13 protein-coding genes are annotated in these 14,948 nt (G+C 55.4%); 9 read left to right on the top strand and 4 right to left on the bottom strand.

Features of this window, described 5'->3' with window-relative positions:
• Both degP and NWP14_RS23820 read left to right on the top strand, forming a co-directional pair.
• On the top strand, positions 1 to 1,440 hold the full coding sequence (gene degP / locus NWP14_RS23825) for a serine endoprotease DegP (protein ID WP_133600603.1): 1,440 nt from the start codon (positions 1 to 3) through the stop codon (positions 1,438 to 1,440).
• Positions 1,441 to 1,631: 191 nt separating this feature from the next.
• A complete protein-coding gene (locus NWP14_RS23820) occupies positions 1,632 to 2,789 on the top strand; it encodes a CdaR family transcriptional regulator (protein ID WP_095103662.1) in 1,158 nt (385 codons plus the stop codon).
• A gap of 91 nt (positions 2,790 to 2,880) precedes the next feature.
• Here the strand turns inward: NWP14_RS23820 and NWP14_RS23815 are convergent, their stop codons facing one another.
• The 4 genes from NWP14_RS23815 to map form a co-directional block, all read right to left on the bottom strand.
• Positions 2,881 to 3,270 (bottom strand): DUF3461 family protein, encoded by a 390-nt coding sequence (locus NWP14_RS23815; RefSeq protein ID WP_004858100.1) that lies wholly within the window; start codon positions 3,268 to 3,270, stop codon positions 2,881 to 2,883.
• Between the two features lie 107 nt (positions 3,271 to 3,377).
• Complete coding sequence (gene dapD / locus NWP14_RS23810) at positions 3,378 to 4,202, bottom strand: 2,3,4,5-tetrahydropyridine-2,6-dicarboxylate N-succinyltransferase (protein ID WP_004872026.1); 825 nt, start codon at positions 4,200 to 4,202, stop codon at positions 3,378 to 3,380.
• Between the two features lie 34 nt (positions 4,203 to 4,236).
• The gene (glnD, locus tag NWP14_RS23805; RefSeq protein ID WP_095103661.1) at positions 4,237 to 6,900 is read right to left on the bottom strand and encodes a bifunctional uridylyltransferase/uridylyl-removing protein GlnD; all 2,664 of its coding nucleotides are present in this window, start codon (positions 6,898 to 6,900) and stop codon (positions 4,237 to 4,239) included.
• Positions 6,901 to 7,091: 191 nt separating this feature from the next.
• Entirely contained in the window at positions 7,092 to 7,886 is a 795-nt protein-coding gene (gene map / locus NWP14_RS23800; protein WP_095103659.1) for a type I methionyl aminopeptidase, read from the bottom strand.
• A 324-nt stretch (positions 7,887 to 8,210) separates the two neighbouring features.
• Between map and rpsB the strand changes: the two genes are divergently transcribed.
• The 7 genes from rpsB (at position 8,211) to cdsA (ending at position 14,944) form a co-directional block, all read left to right on the top strand.
• Positions 8,211 to 8,936, top strand: a complete 726-nt coding sequence (rpsB, locus tag NWP14_RS23795) for a 30S ribosomal protein S2 (protein ID WP_041144128.1) — start codon at positions 8,211 to 8,213, stop codon at positions 8,934 to 8,936.
• A 122-nt stretch (positions 8,937 to 9,058) separates the two neighbouring features.
• The gene (gene tsf, locus NWP14_RS23790; protein ID WP_095103655.1) at positions 9,059 to 9,910 is read left to right on the top strand and encodes a translation elongation factor Ts; all 852 of its coding nucleotides are present in this window, start codon (positions 9,059 to 9,061) and stop codon (positions 9,908 to 9,910) included.
• Positions 9,911 to 10,058: 148 nt separating this feature from the next.
• A complete protein-coding gene (gene pyrH, locus NWP14_RS23785) occupies positions 10,059 to 10,784 on the top strand; it encodes a UMP kinase (RefSeq protein ID WP_041144130.1) in 726 nt (241 codons plus the stop codon).
• Between the two features lie 289 nt (positions 10,785 to 11,073).
• Positions 11,074 to 11,631 (top strand): ribosome recycling factor, encoded by a 558-nt coding sequence (gene frr / locus NWP14_RS23780; protein ID WP_041144131.1) that lies wholly within the window; start codon positions 11,074 to 11,076, stop codon positions 11,629 to 11,631.
• 242 nt (positions 11,632 to 11,873) lie between these two features.
• Positions 11,874 to 13,076: a 1-deoxy-D-xylulose-5-phosphate reductoisomerase gene (gene ispC / locus NWP14_RS23775; RefSeq protein ID WP_095103649.1), complete on the top strand. Its 1,203-nt coding sequence runs from the start codon at positions 11,874 to 11,876 to the stop codon at positions 13,074 to 13,076.
• A 239-nt stretch (positions 13,077 to 13,315) separates the two neighbouring features.
• Complete coding sequence (ispU, locus tag NWP14_RS23770; protein WP_095104095.1) at positions 13,316 to 14,074, top strand: (2E,6E)-farnesyl-diphosphate-specific ditrans,polycis-undecaprenyl-diphosphate synthase; 759 nt, start codon at positions 13,316 to 13,318, stop codon at positions 14,072 to 14,074.
• Positions 14,075 to 14,086: 12 nt separating this feature from the next.
• Positions 14,087 to 14,944, top strand: a complete 858-nt coding sequence (gene cdsA, locus NWP14_RS23765; protein WP_095103645.1) for a phosphatidate cytidylyltransferase — start codon at positions 14,087 to 14,089, stop codon at positions 14,942 to 14,944.
• The last annotated feature ends 4 nt before the right edge of the window (positions 14,945 to 14,948 follow it).

Genomic DNA, 14,948 nt, shown 5'->3' with positions numbered 1-14,948 from the left:
ATGAAAAAAACCACGTTAGCAATGAGTGCACTGGCTCTGAGTTTAGGTCTGGCGTTATCCCCGCTCTCTGCGAGCGCGGCAGAAACAGCTTCTTCGGCGACCAATGCGCAGCAGATGCCAAGTCTGGCCCCGATGCTGGAAAAAGTCATGCCGTCGGTCGTCAGCATTAACGTTGAAGGCAGCACGACCGTGAATACTCCGCGGATGCCGCGCAACTTCCAGCAGTTCTTCGGCGACAATTCGCCGTTCTGCCAGGACGGTTCTCCGTTCCAGAGCTCTCCGTTCTGTCAAGGCGGCGGGCAGGGCGGCGGCGCGCCGGCTGACGGCGGCCAGCAGCAGAAATTCATGGCGCTGGGCTCCGGGGTGATTATTGATGCGGCGAAAGGCTATGTCGTCACCAACAACCACGTAGTGGACAATGCGACGACCATCAAAGTTCAGCTCAGCGACGGCCGCAAGTTTGACGCCAAAGTGGTGGGTAAAGACCCGCGTTCCGATATTGCGCTGATTCAGATTCAGGATCCGAAAAACCTGTCGGCAATCAAGCTGGCTGATTCTGATGCCCTGCGCGTAGGCGACTACACCGTGGCGATTGGCAACCCGTTTGGCCTGGGTGAAACCGTGACTTCCGGTATTGTTTCCGCTCTCGGCCGCAGCGGCCTGAACGTGGAAAACTACGAAAACTTTATCCAGACGGATGCGGCGATTAACCGCGGTAACTCCGGCGGCGCGCTGGTGAACCTGAACGGCGAGCTGATTGGTATCAATACCGCGATCCTGGCGCCGGACGGCGGCAACATCGGCATCGGCTTTGCCATCCCGAGCAATATGGTGAAAAACCTGACCGAGCAGATGGTCAAATATGGCCAGGTGAAACGCGGTGAGCTGGGGATCATGGGGACCGAGCTGAACTCCGAGCTGGCAAAAGCGATGAAGGTCGATGCCCAGCGCGGCGCCTTCGTTAGCCAGGTGATGCCGGGTTCTGCTGCGGCGAAGGCCGGAATCAAAGCCGGGGACGTGATCACCTCGCTGAACGGTAAACCGATCAGCAGCTTTGCCGCACTGCGCGCGCAGGTCGGAACGATGCCTATCGGCAGCAAGGTCGAGCTTGGCCTGGTGCGCGATGGCAAACCGGTAACCGCGACCGTCGAACTGCAGCAGAGCAACCAGACTCAGGTTGATTCCAGCACCATCTTCAACGGTATCGAAGGGGCTGAAATGAGCAACAAGGGCCAGGATAAAGGCGTGACGGTCAATAACGTCAAGGCCGGGACTCCTGCGGCGCAGATTGGCCTGAAGAAAGGCGATATTATCGTCGGCGCTAACCAGCAGCCGGTGAAAAATATTGCCGACCTGCGCAAAATCTTTGACGCTAAACCGTCGGTGCTGGCGCTGAATATTCAGCGCGGTGATAGCACTATCTACCTGTTGATGCAGTAATCTCTGTCGGCTAAACCGGCCCCTTCTCCTCGCCTGAGGGAAGGGGCTTTTTTTTACCCTGCACCGGGCCCGATCTTTCATTCTGTGATTCCTTCCACAACTCCATACTTCTCTCCCGTGCTTTGTGCATACGCACAATGCGCGGCTAACCTAACTCTTTTATGCTGATGCCCTGCTCAGGGGAGGGTTACATGGCTGGCTGGCATCTTGATACCAAAATGGCGCAGGATATTGTGGCGCGTACCATGCGCATCATTGATACCAATATCAACGTAATGGATGCCCGTGGGCGCATTATCGGCAGCGGCGATCGCGAGCGTATTGGTGAATTGCACGAAGGCGCGCTGCTGGTTCTCTCGCAGGGACGTATTGTCGATATCGATGATGCGGTAGCCCGTCACCTGCACGGCGTACGTCAGGGGATCAACCTGCCCCTGCGCCTGGAAGGGGAAATCGTCGGCGTCATCGGCCTGACCGGAGAGCCAGAAACGCTGCGCAAGTATGGCGAGCTGGTGTGCATGACCGCAGAAATGATGCTGGAACAGTCCCGGCTGATGCACCTGCTGGCTCAGGATAGCCGCCTGCGTGAAGAGCTGGTGATGAATTTGATTCAGGCGGAAGAGAACACCCCGGCGCTAACCGAATGGGCGCAGCGCCTGGGAATCGACCTGAATCAGCCGCGGGTGGTGGCCATGATTGAAGTCGACAGCGGCCAGCTGGGCGTGGATAGCGCTATGGCGGAGCTGCAGCAGCTGCAGGCGGCTCTGACCACCCCCGACCGTAATAACCTGGTGGCGATTGTCTCATTAACTGAGATGGTGGTTCTTAAGCCCGCGCTGAACGCCTTTGGCCGCTGGGATGCGGAAGACCACTGCAAACGGGTCGACCAGCTTATCGCCAGAATGAAGGAAAACGGCCAGCTGCGGTTCCGCGTGGCGTTAGGCAACTTCTTTACCGGGCCCGGCAGCATTGCGCGCTCGTATCGTACCGCTCGCACCACCATGATGGTCGGCAAGGAGCGCATGCCGGAGAGCCGGAGCTATTTTTATCAGGATTTGATGCTGCCGGTGCTGCTCGATAGCCTGCGCGGCGGCTGGCAGGCCAACGAGCTGGCCCGTCCGCTGGTTCGCCTGAAGGCGATGGACAATAACGGCCTGCTGAGACGCACGCTGCAGGCCTGGTTTCGCCATAACGTTCAGCCGCTGGCGACCTCGAAGGCGCTGTTTATTCATCGTAATACGCTGGAGTATCGGCTGAATCGTATTTCAGAGCTGACGGGGCTGGATCTGGGCAGTTTTGACGATCGGCTGCTGCTGTATATTGCGCTGCAGCTGGATGAACAGAGATAGGGAATAATCCCGGATCGTGGCGCGAGCGCCTTATCCGGGCGGCTGTACACATAGCCCCGACGGGCATCGCCGGCCAGGGAAGGGGGCAGACTTACTTGTTGCGGGTCAGTTTTTCCAGATCGGCTTCAATTTCGCTGATCTTATGGGTGACGACGCTTTCCAGATGACGCAGATCGTCAAGGATCTTACGCTTCAGATCGACTTCAGTGCGATCGCGCTGGCAGATCTGATCGAGTTCATCGATAACGTAGCGCAGGTTTGGACTGATCTCCTGCACTTCCTTATAGCCCTGGCCTACGCCATCGGCGACAACGGTCTTACGCTGACGCGGATACTTAAACTTAACGCTTTTGGCGAAGAACTCGCCTTTGTCCTTCTGAAAATAGATTTTCAGAATGTCGTTGTTAGCTTCCTGGCGCAGGCTATAGCGATCGATCTCATCAGGATTGGTAATGCCAAGACTTTTCAGATTATCGTACATAACGGTACCTTTGATATCATCATAACCTTTGAATAATTAACGAAAAAACCAATCTTCGCCAGCGTCAAATATAAAAAAAGCGGGATATCTCCCGCTTTTTATACTGCTTAGTCGATGGTACGCAGCAGTTCGTTAATGCCGACCTTGCCGCGAGTTTTCGCATCAACCTTCTTCACGATCACCGCGCAGTACAGGCTGTACTTGCCATCTTTCGACGGCAGGTTGCCTGAAACCACCACCGAGCCAGCCGGTACGCGGCCATAGAACACTTCGCCGGTTTCGCGGTCGTAGATTTTGGTGCTCTGGCCCAGGTACACGCCCATGGAGATAACGGAGCCCTCTTCGACGATAACGCCTTCGACAACTTCAGAACGCGCGCCGATAAAGCAGTTATCTTCGATGATGGTTGGGTTAGCCTGCAGCGGTTCCAGCACGCCGCCGATACCCACGCCGCCGGAGAGGTGAACGTTTTTACCGATCTGCGCGCAGGAGCCGACGGTAGCCCAGGTATCAACCATGCTGCCTTCGTCAACGTAGGCGCCGATGTTGACGTAGGACGGCATCAGCACGGTGTTGCGGGCAATGAACGCGCCCTGGCGAACGGCTGCCGGCGGAACCACGCGGAAGCCCTCTTTCTGGAAACGCGCTTCATCGTAGTCGGCGAATTTCATCGGTACTTTATCGAAGTAGCGGCTTTCCGCACCGTCGATAACCTGGTTATCGTTAATACGGAAAGAGAGCAGAACCGCTTTCTTCAGCCACTGGTGGGTGACCCACTGGCCATCGATCTTTTCAGCGACACGCAGAGCGCCGGAATCAAGCAGGGAAATGACCTGGTTAACCGCTTCGCGGGTTACGGTATCCACATTTGCCGGCGTGATGTCGGCGCGGCGCTCAAAGGCGGACTCAATAACATTCTGTAATTGCTGCATTGTTTACTCTTTCTCTATTACACATAAAAGTTCGTTACCCTTTATCGTTTGGATTGAGGGCCTCTGTCAACCGTTGTTGTACTTCTTGTTGCAGCGCATTATTAAGCGCACGCCGGTCTGCCGTGGCGATTATAAATAAATCTTCTACTCGCTCACCAATTGTCGTAATTCTGGCCCCGTGAAGGGAAATATTGAGGTCGGCGAAGACCTGGCCGACCCGGGCCAGCAGGCCAGGCTGATCGAGCGCAATCAGCTCAAGAAACGATTTTCGGTCGGTATGCGTGGGCAGGAAATTGACCTCGGTGGCGACGGAAAAATGGCGTAATTTTGCCGCCTGCCGACGCGGGGCCGGCGGCTGCCAGCTGCGCTGAGTAATGGTCTGCTCCAGCCCAAGACGGATCATCTCATGGCGATCGGCGGACAGCGGGCTGCCGTCCGGTTCGAGCACAATAAAGGTGTCCATCGCCATCCCGTCGCGGGTGGTAAAGACCTGGGCGTCGTGAACGCTCAGATTTCGGCGGTCAAGTTCACCGCAGACGGCGGCGAACAGATACGGTCGATCCGGGCTCCAGATAAAGATTTCGGTGCCGCCGCGCGTGGCCTGCGAGCTGAGCAGGATCATCGGTTTATTGAGATCGTGCCGGAGCAAATTACGCGCATGCCAGGCGAGCTGATTTGGCGTGTGGCGCACGAAGTAGTTGGCCCGGCAGCGGTTCCAGATTTGATGCAGGGCCTCTTCATTAATGTTTTCCATCCGCAGCAGCGCCAGCGCCTGCAGCTGATGATGGCGAACCCGTTCGCGCATATCCGGCGTGCTTTGCATTCCACGACGCAGCTGTTTTTCGGTCGCAAAATAGAGCTCACGCAGCAGGCTCTGCTTCCAGCTGTTCCACAAGGTTTCGTTGGTGGCGCAGATGTCGGCTACGGTCAGGCAGACCAGATAGCGCAGGCGGTTTTCCGTCTGCACTTCTTCCGCGAACTGCTTGATGACCTCGGGATCCTGAATATCACGGCGCTGGGCGGTGACGGACATTAACAGATGATGGCGAACCAGCCAGGCGACCATCTGAGTTTCTCGCGAGTTCAGGCCGTGCAGTTCGGCAAACTTCAGGACGTCCTGGGCACCCAGCACCGAGTGATCGCCGCCGCGGCCTTTAGCAATGTCGTGGAACAGGGCGGCAATCAGAATCAGCTCAGGATGGGTCAGGCGCGGCCACAGCTCAACGCACAGCGGGTGGCGGCTGCGGGTTTCCTCTTTGGCAAAACTCTCCAGCTTCAGCAGCACGCGGATTGTGTGCTCGTCCACCGTGTAGGCGTGGAACAGATCGAACTGCATCTGGCCGACGATATGCGACCACTGCGGCATGTATGCCCACAGCACGCTGTGGCGATGCATCGGCAGCAGCCCGCGGCTTACCGCACCCTGGTGGCGCAGCATGCTGAGAAAAATGGTTCGCGCTTCCGGGATATAGCACAGCGGCTGCGTCAGATGGCGGCGCGCGTGGCGCAGGTGGCGCAGCGTCGTGGAGTAGATGCCGGTGATGCTGCTGTTGCGCACCATAATATAGAACATGCGCAGAATAGCCTGCGGCTCGCGGATGAACAGCGTATCGTCGCGCAGATCGATCAGCGTGCCGCGCAGCTGAAAATCATCGTCAATCGGCCGCGGCTTTTCATCTTCGGTCAGCGCAAGGATGGCTTCATCAAACAGCTGCAGCAGCATGTGGTTCAGCTCGCTTACCCGGCGGGTGACGCGGAAGAAATCCTTCATCATGTGCTCGATGGGCTGGTTTCTTTCGCCTTCATAGCCTAAGCGACGGGCGACGCTGAGCTGGCGGTCGAAGAGTAATCGGTTATCGTAGCGGGTTAGCTCCAGGTGCAGCGCGAACCGAATTCGCCACAGCTGATGCAGGCATTCGTTGAGCTCGTTGCGTTCCGCCTCCGTCAGGAAACCGAAACCAACCATCTCATCCATCGAGGTGGCGCCGAAGTGGCGACGCGCGACCCACTGCAGGGTATGAATATCCCGCAGGCCGCCGGGGCTGCTTTTGACATCCGGCTCAAGGTTATAGCTGGTGCCGTGATAGCGCTGATGGCGTTCGTTCTGTTCCTCTACCTTGGCGGCAAAGAATTTCTCCGACGGCCAGAAGCCGTCGCTAAAAATGTGTTTTTGCAGCTCAAGAAACAGCGCAACGTCGCCAATCAGCAGGCGCGATTCGATCAGGTTGGTGGCGACGGTAAGATCGGACAATCCTTCCAGCAGGCACTCTTCGAGGGTGCGAACGCTGTGCCCGACCTCCAGCTTGACGTCCCACAGCAGCGTCAGCAGCTCGCCTACCTTCTGCGCCTGTTCATCGGAGAGTTTTTTTCGGCTTAGGATCAGCAGGTCGACGTCGGAGAGCGGGTGCAGTTCACCGCGACCGTATCCGCCTACCGCCACCAGAGCCATGTCGCAAACCGACCCGAAGCCGTAGTCCACCCACAGGCGCTGCAGCAGCTGGTCGATAAACTCGGTACGGGCTTCAATCAGCCGCTCAGCGGCGGTGCCTGCATCGAAAGCCTCACCCAGCCAGCGCTGGAAAAGCTCGAGATGGGTCTTAATCGCCGCGCAGTTCAAATCATCCTGCGGCCAGGCGCCCGGATTCTCAGGTTGGCCCGAGAGGGCAGGGGGGACAGTGTCAGGTAAAGAGTTGCTCATCGCGTCACCATAAGAAAAGACTATCGCCCATAAAAAATCGCCGGGAGCGATTTTTAACGTCGCCCACGGCGGCCCGAAGGGTGACGGGCAGGACGCCCGTCATAAAAAATCGCCGGGAGCGATTTTTAACGTCGCCCGCGGCGGCCCACAGGATGCCCGTCATAAAAAAGCCGGCGGGCGCCGGCTTTTCGTTATTCGCTGTGCGAGATTATCGCCGGGATGGTGTCATCCTTGCGTAACGTCAGAATTTCGCAGCCGTTATCCGTCACTACAATAGTATGCTCGTACTGGGCAGACAAGCTCCGGTCTTTAGTTTTCACCGTCCAGCCGTCTTTCATGCTGCGGATCTCTTTCTTACCGGCGTTGACCATCGGCTCGATGGTAAAGGTCATGCCCGGCTTGAGCACCACGTTGGTCTCCGCCGAGTCGTAGTGCAGCACCTGCGGCTCTTCATGGAAGCCGCGGCCAATGCCGTGGCCGCAGTATTCACGCACCACGGAAAAACCTTCCGCTTCGACAAATTTCTGGATGGCCGCACCGATTGCCCGCAGGTTGATGCCGGGTTTGACCATCTTCAGCGCCAGATAGAGGCTTTCCTGAGTAACGCGGCACAGACGCTCGCCGAGGATCGTCGGTTTGCCGACGATAAACATTTTGGAGGTGTCGCCGTGGAACTCATCCTTAATGACCGTGACGTCAACGTTGACGATATCGCCGTCTTTCAGCAGTTTTTCATCGTCCGGGATACCGTGGCACACCACTTCGTTAATCGAGATACACACCGATTTAGGGAAGCCGTGGTAGCCGAGGCAGGCGGAGATCGCTTTCTGCTCATTGACGATGTAATCGTTACAGATGCGGTCCAGCTCGCCGGTGCTGACGCCCGGTTTTACATAGGGTTCAATCATTTCGAGCACTTCGGCGGCCAGGCGGCCCGCGACGCGCATTTTTTCGATGTCTTCAGATGTCTTGATAGAAATAGCCATGGATTGTGTCCAGCTGTGTCGGTTTTTTCGACAATAATAGAGTAAGTCCCGCCAATGTTAACAGTCCGGGCGACCTGGTGCCAAATTGAGAATCATTAACAGCACTCAGCGTCAACAAGAGTTGGTGTCCAGTCCTGTTTTGTGGTATAAAGCGCGCCGGACTTCCGTTCCATTTCGTACTACACAGGATGGACTGAAGCGACAAATCTCACTTTGTGTATATAACACACACGTATCGACACATATTCCGGGGTGCCCTTTGGGGTCGGTAATATGGGATACGTGGAGGCATAACCCCAACTTTATCTATAGAGGTTTTTAAACATGGCAACTGTTTCCATGCGCGACATGCTCAAGGCTGGTGTTCACTTTGGTCACCAGACCCGTTACTGGAACCCGAAAATGAAGCCTTTCATCTTCGGCGCGCGTAACAAAGTTCACATCATCAACCTTGAGAAAACTGTACCGATGTTCAACGAAGCTCTGGCTGAACTGAACAAGATCTCTGCTCGTAAAGGCAAGATCCTGATCGTTGGTACTAAACGCGCTGCAAGCGAAGCGGTAAAAGACGCTGCTAACAGCTGCGATCAGTTCTTCGTGAACCATCGCTGGTTGGGCGGCATGCTGACTAACTGGAAAACCGTTCGTCAGTCCATCAAACGTCTGAAAGACCTGGAAACTCAGTCCCAGGACGGTACTTTCGAGAAGCTGACCAAGAAAGAAGCGCTGATGCGTACTCGTGAACTGGCCAAGCTGGAAAACAGCCTGGGCGGTATCAAAGACATGGGCGGCCTGCCGGACGCACTGTTTGTTATCGATGCAGACCACGAACACATCGCTATCAAAGAAGCAAACAACCTGGGTATCCCGGTATTTGCTATCGTTGATACTAACTCCGATCCGGACGGCGTAGATTTCGTTATCCCGGGTAACGACGATGCAATCCGCGCTGTTAGCCTGTACCTGGGTGCAGTAGCTGCAACCGTGCGTGAAGGTCGTTCTCAGGATCTGGCTTCTCAAGCGGAAGAAAGCTTCGTAGAAGCTGAATAATAAGGTCTAGCCCTTATTTAGTACCGTGTATAAATAGGGGCCTATATTTGGCCCCTTTTTCACTTTTAAACCTGTTTGGTTCCTGGAACCAGGCAGGTCATATCTCTCCCGAGGATTAAAGAATGGCTGAAATTACCGCATCCCTGGTAAAAGAGCTGCGCGAACGTACTGGCGCAGGCATGATGGATTGCAAAAAAGCACTGACTGAAGCTAACGGCGACATCGAGCTGGCAATCGAAAACATGCGTAAATCCGGCGCGATCAAAGCGGCGAAAAAAGCAGGTAACGTTGCTGCTGACGGCGTGATCATCACCAAGATCGACGGTACCTACGGCATCATTCTGGAAGTTAACTGCCAGACTGACTTCGTAGCGAAAGATGGCGGTTTCCAGGCTTTTGCTAACAAAGTACTGGACGCAGCGGTTGCTGGCAAAATCACTGATGTTGAAGTGCTGAAAGCACAGTTCGAAGAAGAGCGCGTTGCGCTGGTTGCTAAAATCGGTGAAAACATCAACATCCGTCGCGTTGCTGCCCTGGAAGGCGAAGTTCTGGGTTCATACCAGCACGGCGCACGTATCGGCGTTCTGGTTGCCGCTAAAGGCGCAGACCAGGAGCTGGTTAAACAGCTGGCTATGCACATCGCTGCAAGCAAACCAGAATTCGTTAAGCCGGAAGACGTTTCTGCTGAAGTGGTAGAGAAAGAGTACCAGGTTCAGCTGGACATCGCGATGCAGTCCGGTAAGCCGAAAGAAATCGCAGAGAAAATGGTTGAAGGCCGCATGAAGAAATTCACCGGCGAAGTTTCTCTGACTGGCCAGCCTTTCGTTATGGACCCAAGCAAATCTGTTGCCCAGCTGCTGAAAGAGCACAACGCAGATGTGACTGGCTTCATCCGCTTTGAAGTGGGCGAAGGCATCGAAAAAGTTGAGACTGACTTTGCAGCAGAAGTTGCTGCGATGTCCAAGCAGTCTTAATTTTTTAAAAGGAGCCGCCTGAGGGCGGCTTCTTTTTGTGCCCATTTTGTAAATTCAGCCAACCACTTATAGTGGCTGCGCTGAAAAGCGACATACAATGTCGCCAGAATTAACTCATCTCACTCGTTGACAGTCTCAGGAAAGAAACATGGCTACCAATGCAAAACCCGTCTACAAACGTATTCTGCTTAAGTTAAGTGGCGAAGCTCTGCAGGGTTCGGAAGGCTTCGGTATTGATGCAAGCATACTTGACCGTATGGCTCAGGAAATCAAAGAACTGGTTGAACTGGGTATTCAGGTTGGCGTAGTGATTGGTGGCGGTAACCTGTTCCGTGGTGCTGGTCTGGCGAAAGCGGGTATGAACCGCGTCGTGGGCGACCACATGGGCATGCTGGCAACGGTTATGAACGGCCTTGCAATGCGTGACTCCCTCCATCGCGCCTATGTGAACGCTCGCTTGATGTCAGCGATTCCGCTGAACGGCGTTTGTGATAACTACAGCTGGGCAGAGGCGATCAGCCTGCTGCGTAATAATCGCGTCGTTATTCTGGCTGCCGGCACCGGCAACCCGTTCTTCACTACCGACTCCGCAGCCTGCCTGCGCGGTATTGAAATTGAAGCTGACGTGGTGCTGAAAGCGACCAAAGTCGACGGCGTATTTACCGCCGACCCGGCTAAAGATCCGTCTGCAACCATGTACGATCAGCTGAGCTACAGCGAAGTGCTCGATAAAGAGCTGAAAGTTATGGATCTGGCAGCCTTTACCCTGGCGCGTGACCATAAATTGCCGATTCGCGTATTCAACATGAACAAACCCGGCGCGCTGCGCCGCGTGGTGATGGGCGAAAAAGAAGGGACGTTAATTACGGAGTAATTTCCGTAATACGCTTCATTCTTCAGGCTGTCTCTGCGTTGGCTGCCTTTGCTCACCCCAGCCGCTGACTTCAGTAAGCCGCCGGGGAATTTGCCCAGCTGTCGCCTTGATACAACTTGAATGATTTTGTGTAGAAATGCAGGTAAGATTCCGCTCTACCTTAGTAGCGGTTTTTTACTCAGACGCGCCCAGGGCGTCGTCATGAATTAAACGGGACTATACTTAGCTCACCTGATAGCAGCTGTGCGGCGTTTAGTCTGCCTGAGACAAGTTTCCAAGGATTAGTAACGTGATTAACGACATCAGAAAAGATGCTGAAGTACGCATGGAAAAATGCGTTGAAGCGTTCAAAAACCAAATCAGCAAAATACGCACGGGTCGTGCTTCCCCCAGCCTGCTGGATGGCATCGTCGTGCAATATTACGGCACGCCTACGCCGCTGCGTCAGCTGGCAAGCGTAACGGTAGAAGACTCCCGTACTCTGAAAATCAACGTGTTCGACCGCTCCCTGAGCCCGGCCGTTGAAAAAGCGATCATGGCTTCCGACCTCGGTCTGAACCCAAGCTCTGCGGGTAGCGATATCCGCGTTCCGCTGCCTCCGCTGACCGAAGAACGTCGTAAAGATCTGACCAAGATCGTGCGCGCAGAAGCCGAACAGGCTCGCGTGTCGGTACGTAACGTTCGTCGCGACGCTAACGACAAAGTAAAAGCGCTGCTGAAAGATAAAGAGATCAGCGAAGATGACGATCGCCGCTCTCAGGACGACGTGCAGAAAATGACTGACGCCGCCATCAAGAAAGTGGATGCGGCGCTGGCAGATAAAGAAGCGGAACTGATGCAGTTCTGATTTCCTGCCGTTATGTCCGTCCTCAATTGCCGTTTGATGAACGGGACGGGCGTACAGTCTGAAACGCCGTACAGAAGACCGAACGCTCAGCTCCAGGGATTGCGTTGAAAAGGTCGGCTCTGTAGCCTTTGGCACTCTTGTTGAAGGCTATATACCGCCTACCCGCCTCCTGATTGTTGATGTGCGAGGGCTTGCTGGCGGCGTTTTTCTTTTTATCCTGTCTTATTTCTTCTGGACGCCTCATGAAGCACTTAACCGTTCTCGGTTCGACCGGTTCAATTGGCTGCAGCACGTTGGATGTCGTGCGCCATAACCCCGATCGCTTTTCCGTCGCCGCGCTGGTCGCGGGGAAAAATGTCGACCGTATGGTTGAACAATGTCTGGAATTCACCCCCCGCTACGCGGTCATGGATGATGCGAAAAGCGCCGAATCTCTGCGTATCGCGCTGCGCGAAAGCGCGAGCCGTACCGAAGTCCTGAGCGGCCAGCAAGCCGCGGCGGAAGTTGCCGCGCTGGATGACGTTGACCAGGTTATGGCGGCGATTGTCGGTGCCGCAGGTCTGGTTCCTACGCTCGCGGCCATTCGCGCCGGTAAAACGGTGCTGCTGGCCAACAAAGAGGCGCTGGTGACCTGCGGTCGTCTGTTTATGGACGCCGTGCAGCAGTCTGGCGCGCGCCTGTTGCCCGTCGATAGCGAACATAACGCTATTTTTCAGAGTATGCCGGAAACAATTCAACACAATCTGGGATACGCTGACTTAACGCAGAACGGCGTCTCGTCGATTCTGCTGACCGGTTCCGGTGGTCCTTTCCGGGAAACAGCAATCTCTGAGCTGGCGGCGATGACGCCGGATCAGGCCTGCCGCCATCCTAACTGGTCAATGGGACGCAAAATTTCTGTCGATTCCGCCACTATGATGAATAAGGGACTGGAGTATATCGAAGCCCGCTGGCTGTTCAACGCCTCGGCCCAACAGATGGAAGTGCTGATCCACCCGCAATCCGTTATCCATTCAATGGTGCGCTATCGCGATGGCAGCGTTCTCGCACAGCTCGGTGAGCCGGATATGCGTACGCCGATCGCCCACACCATGGGATGGCCGCAGCGTCTGAACTCCGGGGCTGAAGCGCTGGATTTCTGCCGCCTGAGCAATCTGAGCTTTGCCGCGCCGGATTACGGACGCTATCCGTGCCTGAAGCTGGCGATGGAGGCATTTGATGTCGGTCAGGCGGCGACGACGGCGCTGAATGCCGCCAATGAAATTTCGGTAGCCGCGTTCCTCGCCGAGGAGATCCGCTTCACCGATATTGCGGCGGTTAATCTGGGTGTGCTGGAGCAGCTGGCGCTGGATGAGCCGCAAAGCATTGAAGAAGTTCTGATTATCGATGCTCAGGCGAGAGTTGCTGCTCATCAGCAGCTGAAACATCTGGCGGCGCGGGGCTGACCGACGCAATACGTTGTGATATTTGTGGGCGCTGGGCTTCAGTGATATAGTCTGCGCCACCCGATCGTTGTCTAAGATTGCGGTGGCCGTGGCATGACACGGCTTTTTTGCGTAAAGCTTTTGGTTGTTCTCTGCGATTAGCCGCAGCTTCGGCACTGGATAAAAATGCGTATATAGCGCTGACCGGTTGCTTGCGTTTAGTGGCGTGGCTAATCCTTATTATGGACTTAAAACGCGTTATGTTGTCTGCTAATCAAACTGTCAGCGAAATATCACCTGTACATGGCTGCCGTCATGTCGCCATCATTATGGATGGCAACGGACGCTGGGCGAAACAGCAAGGGAAAATTCGCGCATTCGGCCATAAAGCCGGAGCGAAGTCAGTCCGTCGCGCAGTTTCCTTCGCGGCGAACAATGGTATTGAAGCGTTGACGTTATACGCATTCAGCAGCGAGAACTGGAACCGTCCGGCGCAGGAAGTCAGCGCGCTGATGGAGCTGTTCGTCTGGGCGCTGGATAGCGAAGTCAAAAGCCTGCACCGGCATAACGTTCGCCTGCGTATCATCGGCGAAACCACGCGTTTTAATGCTCGCCTGCAGGAGCGGATCCGCAAAGCGGAAGCGCTCACTGAGAACAACACGGGCTTAACGCTGAATATTGCGGCTAACTACGGTGGACGCTGGGATATCGTTCAGGGCGTCCGCAATCTGGCCGAACAGGTAAAAAACGGGTTACTTCAGCCCGAACAGATCACGGAAGACATGCTAAGTCAGCAGGTCTGTATGCATGAACTGGCACCTGTAGATTTAGTTATTAGGACCGGGGGAGAGCATCGAATCAGTAATTTTTTGATTTGGCAAATTGCCTATGCCGAACTTTACTTTACCGATGTTCTTTGGCCCGATTTTGCTGAACAGGACTTTGAAGGTGCACTCCATGCCTTTGTTAATCGAGAGCGTCGTTTCGGCGGCACTGAGCCGGGTGGCAGCAATGCCTGATGGGGGTCGCTTTTGCTGAAGTATCGCCTGATATCGGCTTTTGTTTTAATCCCCGTGGTGATTGCGGCGCTGTTCCTGTTGCCGCCTGCGGGTTTTGCCATCGTCACGCTGGTCGTTTGTATGCTCGCCGCGTGGGAGTGGGGGCAGCTAAGCGGCTTCACTTCAACGACCCAACGCGTCTGGCTGGCGCTGCTCTGCGGCCTGCTGCTGGCGTTGATGCTTTTCCTGATGCCTGAGTATCACTACGACGTCCATCAGCCGGTGGTTGAGGGGTCGCTATGGGCATCGCTGGGCTGGTGGATTGCGGCCCTGCTGCTGGTGCTTTCCTACCCGGCTTCTGCTGCCTTCTGGCGGAACTCTAAAACGCTGCGCCTGGTTTTTGGCATTCTGACCATTATTCCGTTCTTCTGGGGCATGCTGACGCTGCGCGCCTGGCACTACGCGGATAACCATTACAGCGGCGCGCTGTGGTTACTGTACGTGATGATTCTGGTTTGGGGCGCGGACTCCGGTGCCTATATGTTTGGCAAAATGTTCGGTAAGCATAAGCTGGCGCCGAAGGTTTCACCGGGCAAAACCTGGCAGGGCTTTTTTGGCGGACTGGTCACCGCAGCGGTTATTTCCTGGGCATACGGCCTGTGGGCGAATCTCGATGTTACGCCGGCGGTACTGCTCATTTGCTCTATCGTTGCGGCGCTGGCTTCGGTGCTCGGCGACCTGACGGAAAGTATGTTTAAGCGAGAGGCCGGCATCAAGGATAGCGGGCATCTGATTCCCGGACACGGTGGAATTCTGGATCGTATCGATAGCCTGACGGCGGCGGTACCGGTATTCGCGTGTCTGCTATTGTTGGTCTTCAGGACGATTTGACGGA

It is taken from the genome of Klebsiella sp. C349492, assembly GCF_042055345.1.
Taxonomy (GTDB): domain Bacteria; phylum Pseudomonadota; class Gammaproteobacteria; order Enterobacterales; family Enterobacteriaceae; genus Klebsiella; species Klebsiella scottii.
The sequence above is the reverse complement of the archived record's forward strand: the minus strand, read 5'-3'. Positions and strand labels throughout refer to the sequence as shown.

Excerpts from the sequence above, each read along its gene's own strand:
- ispC (WP_095103649.1), top strand. The coding sequence starts at position 11,874 with ATGAAGCACTTAACCGTTCTCGGTTCGACCGGTTCAATTGGCTGCAGC.
- NWP14_RS23820 (WP_095103662.1), top strand. The coding sequence starts at position 1,632 with ATGGCTGGCTGGCATCTTGATACCAAAATGGCGCAGGATATTGTGGCG.
- map (WP_095103659.1), bottom strand. The coding sequence starts at position 7,886 with ATGGCTATTTCTATCAAGACATCTGAAGACATCGAAAAAATGCGCGTC.
- glnD (WP_095103661.1), bottom strand. The coding sequence starts at position 6,900 with ATGAGCAACTCTTTACCTGACACTGTCCCCCCTGCCCTCTCGGGCCAA.
- NWP14_RS23815 (WP_004858100.1), bottom strand. The coding sequence starts at position 3,270 with ATGTACGATAATCTGAAAAGTCTTGGCATTACCAATCCTGATGAGATC.
- ispU (WP_095104095.1), top strand. The coding sequence starts at position 13,316 with ATGTTGTCTGCTAATCAAACTGTCAGCGAAATATCACCTGTACATGGC.
- tsf (WP_095103655.1), top strand. The coding sequence starts at position 9,059 with ATGGCTGAAATTACCGCATCCCTGGTAAAAGAGCTGCGCGAACGTACT.
- dapD (WP_004872026.1), bottom strand. The coding sequence starts at position 4,202 with ATGCAGCAATTACAGAATGTTATTGAGTCCGCCTTTGAGCGCCGCGCC.
- rpsB (WP_041144128.1), top strand. The coding sequence starts at position 8,211 with ATGGCAACTGTTTCCATGCGCGACATGCTCAAGGCTGGTGTTCACTTT.
- degP (WP_133600603.1), top strand. The coding sequence starts at position 1 with ATGAAAAAAACCACGTTAGCAATGAGTGCACTGGCTCTGAGTTTAGGT.
- pyrH (WP_041144130.1), top strand. The coding sequence starts at position 10,059 with ATGGCTACCAATGCAAAACCCGTCTACAAACGTATTCTGCTTAAGTTA.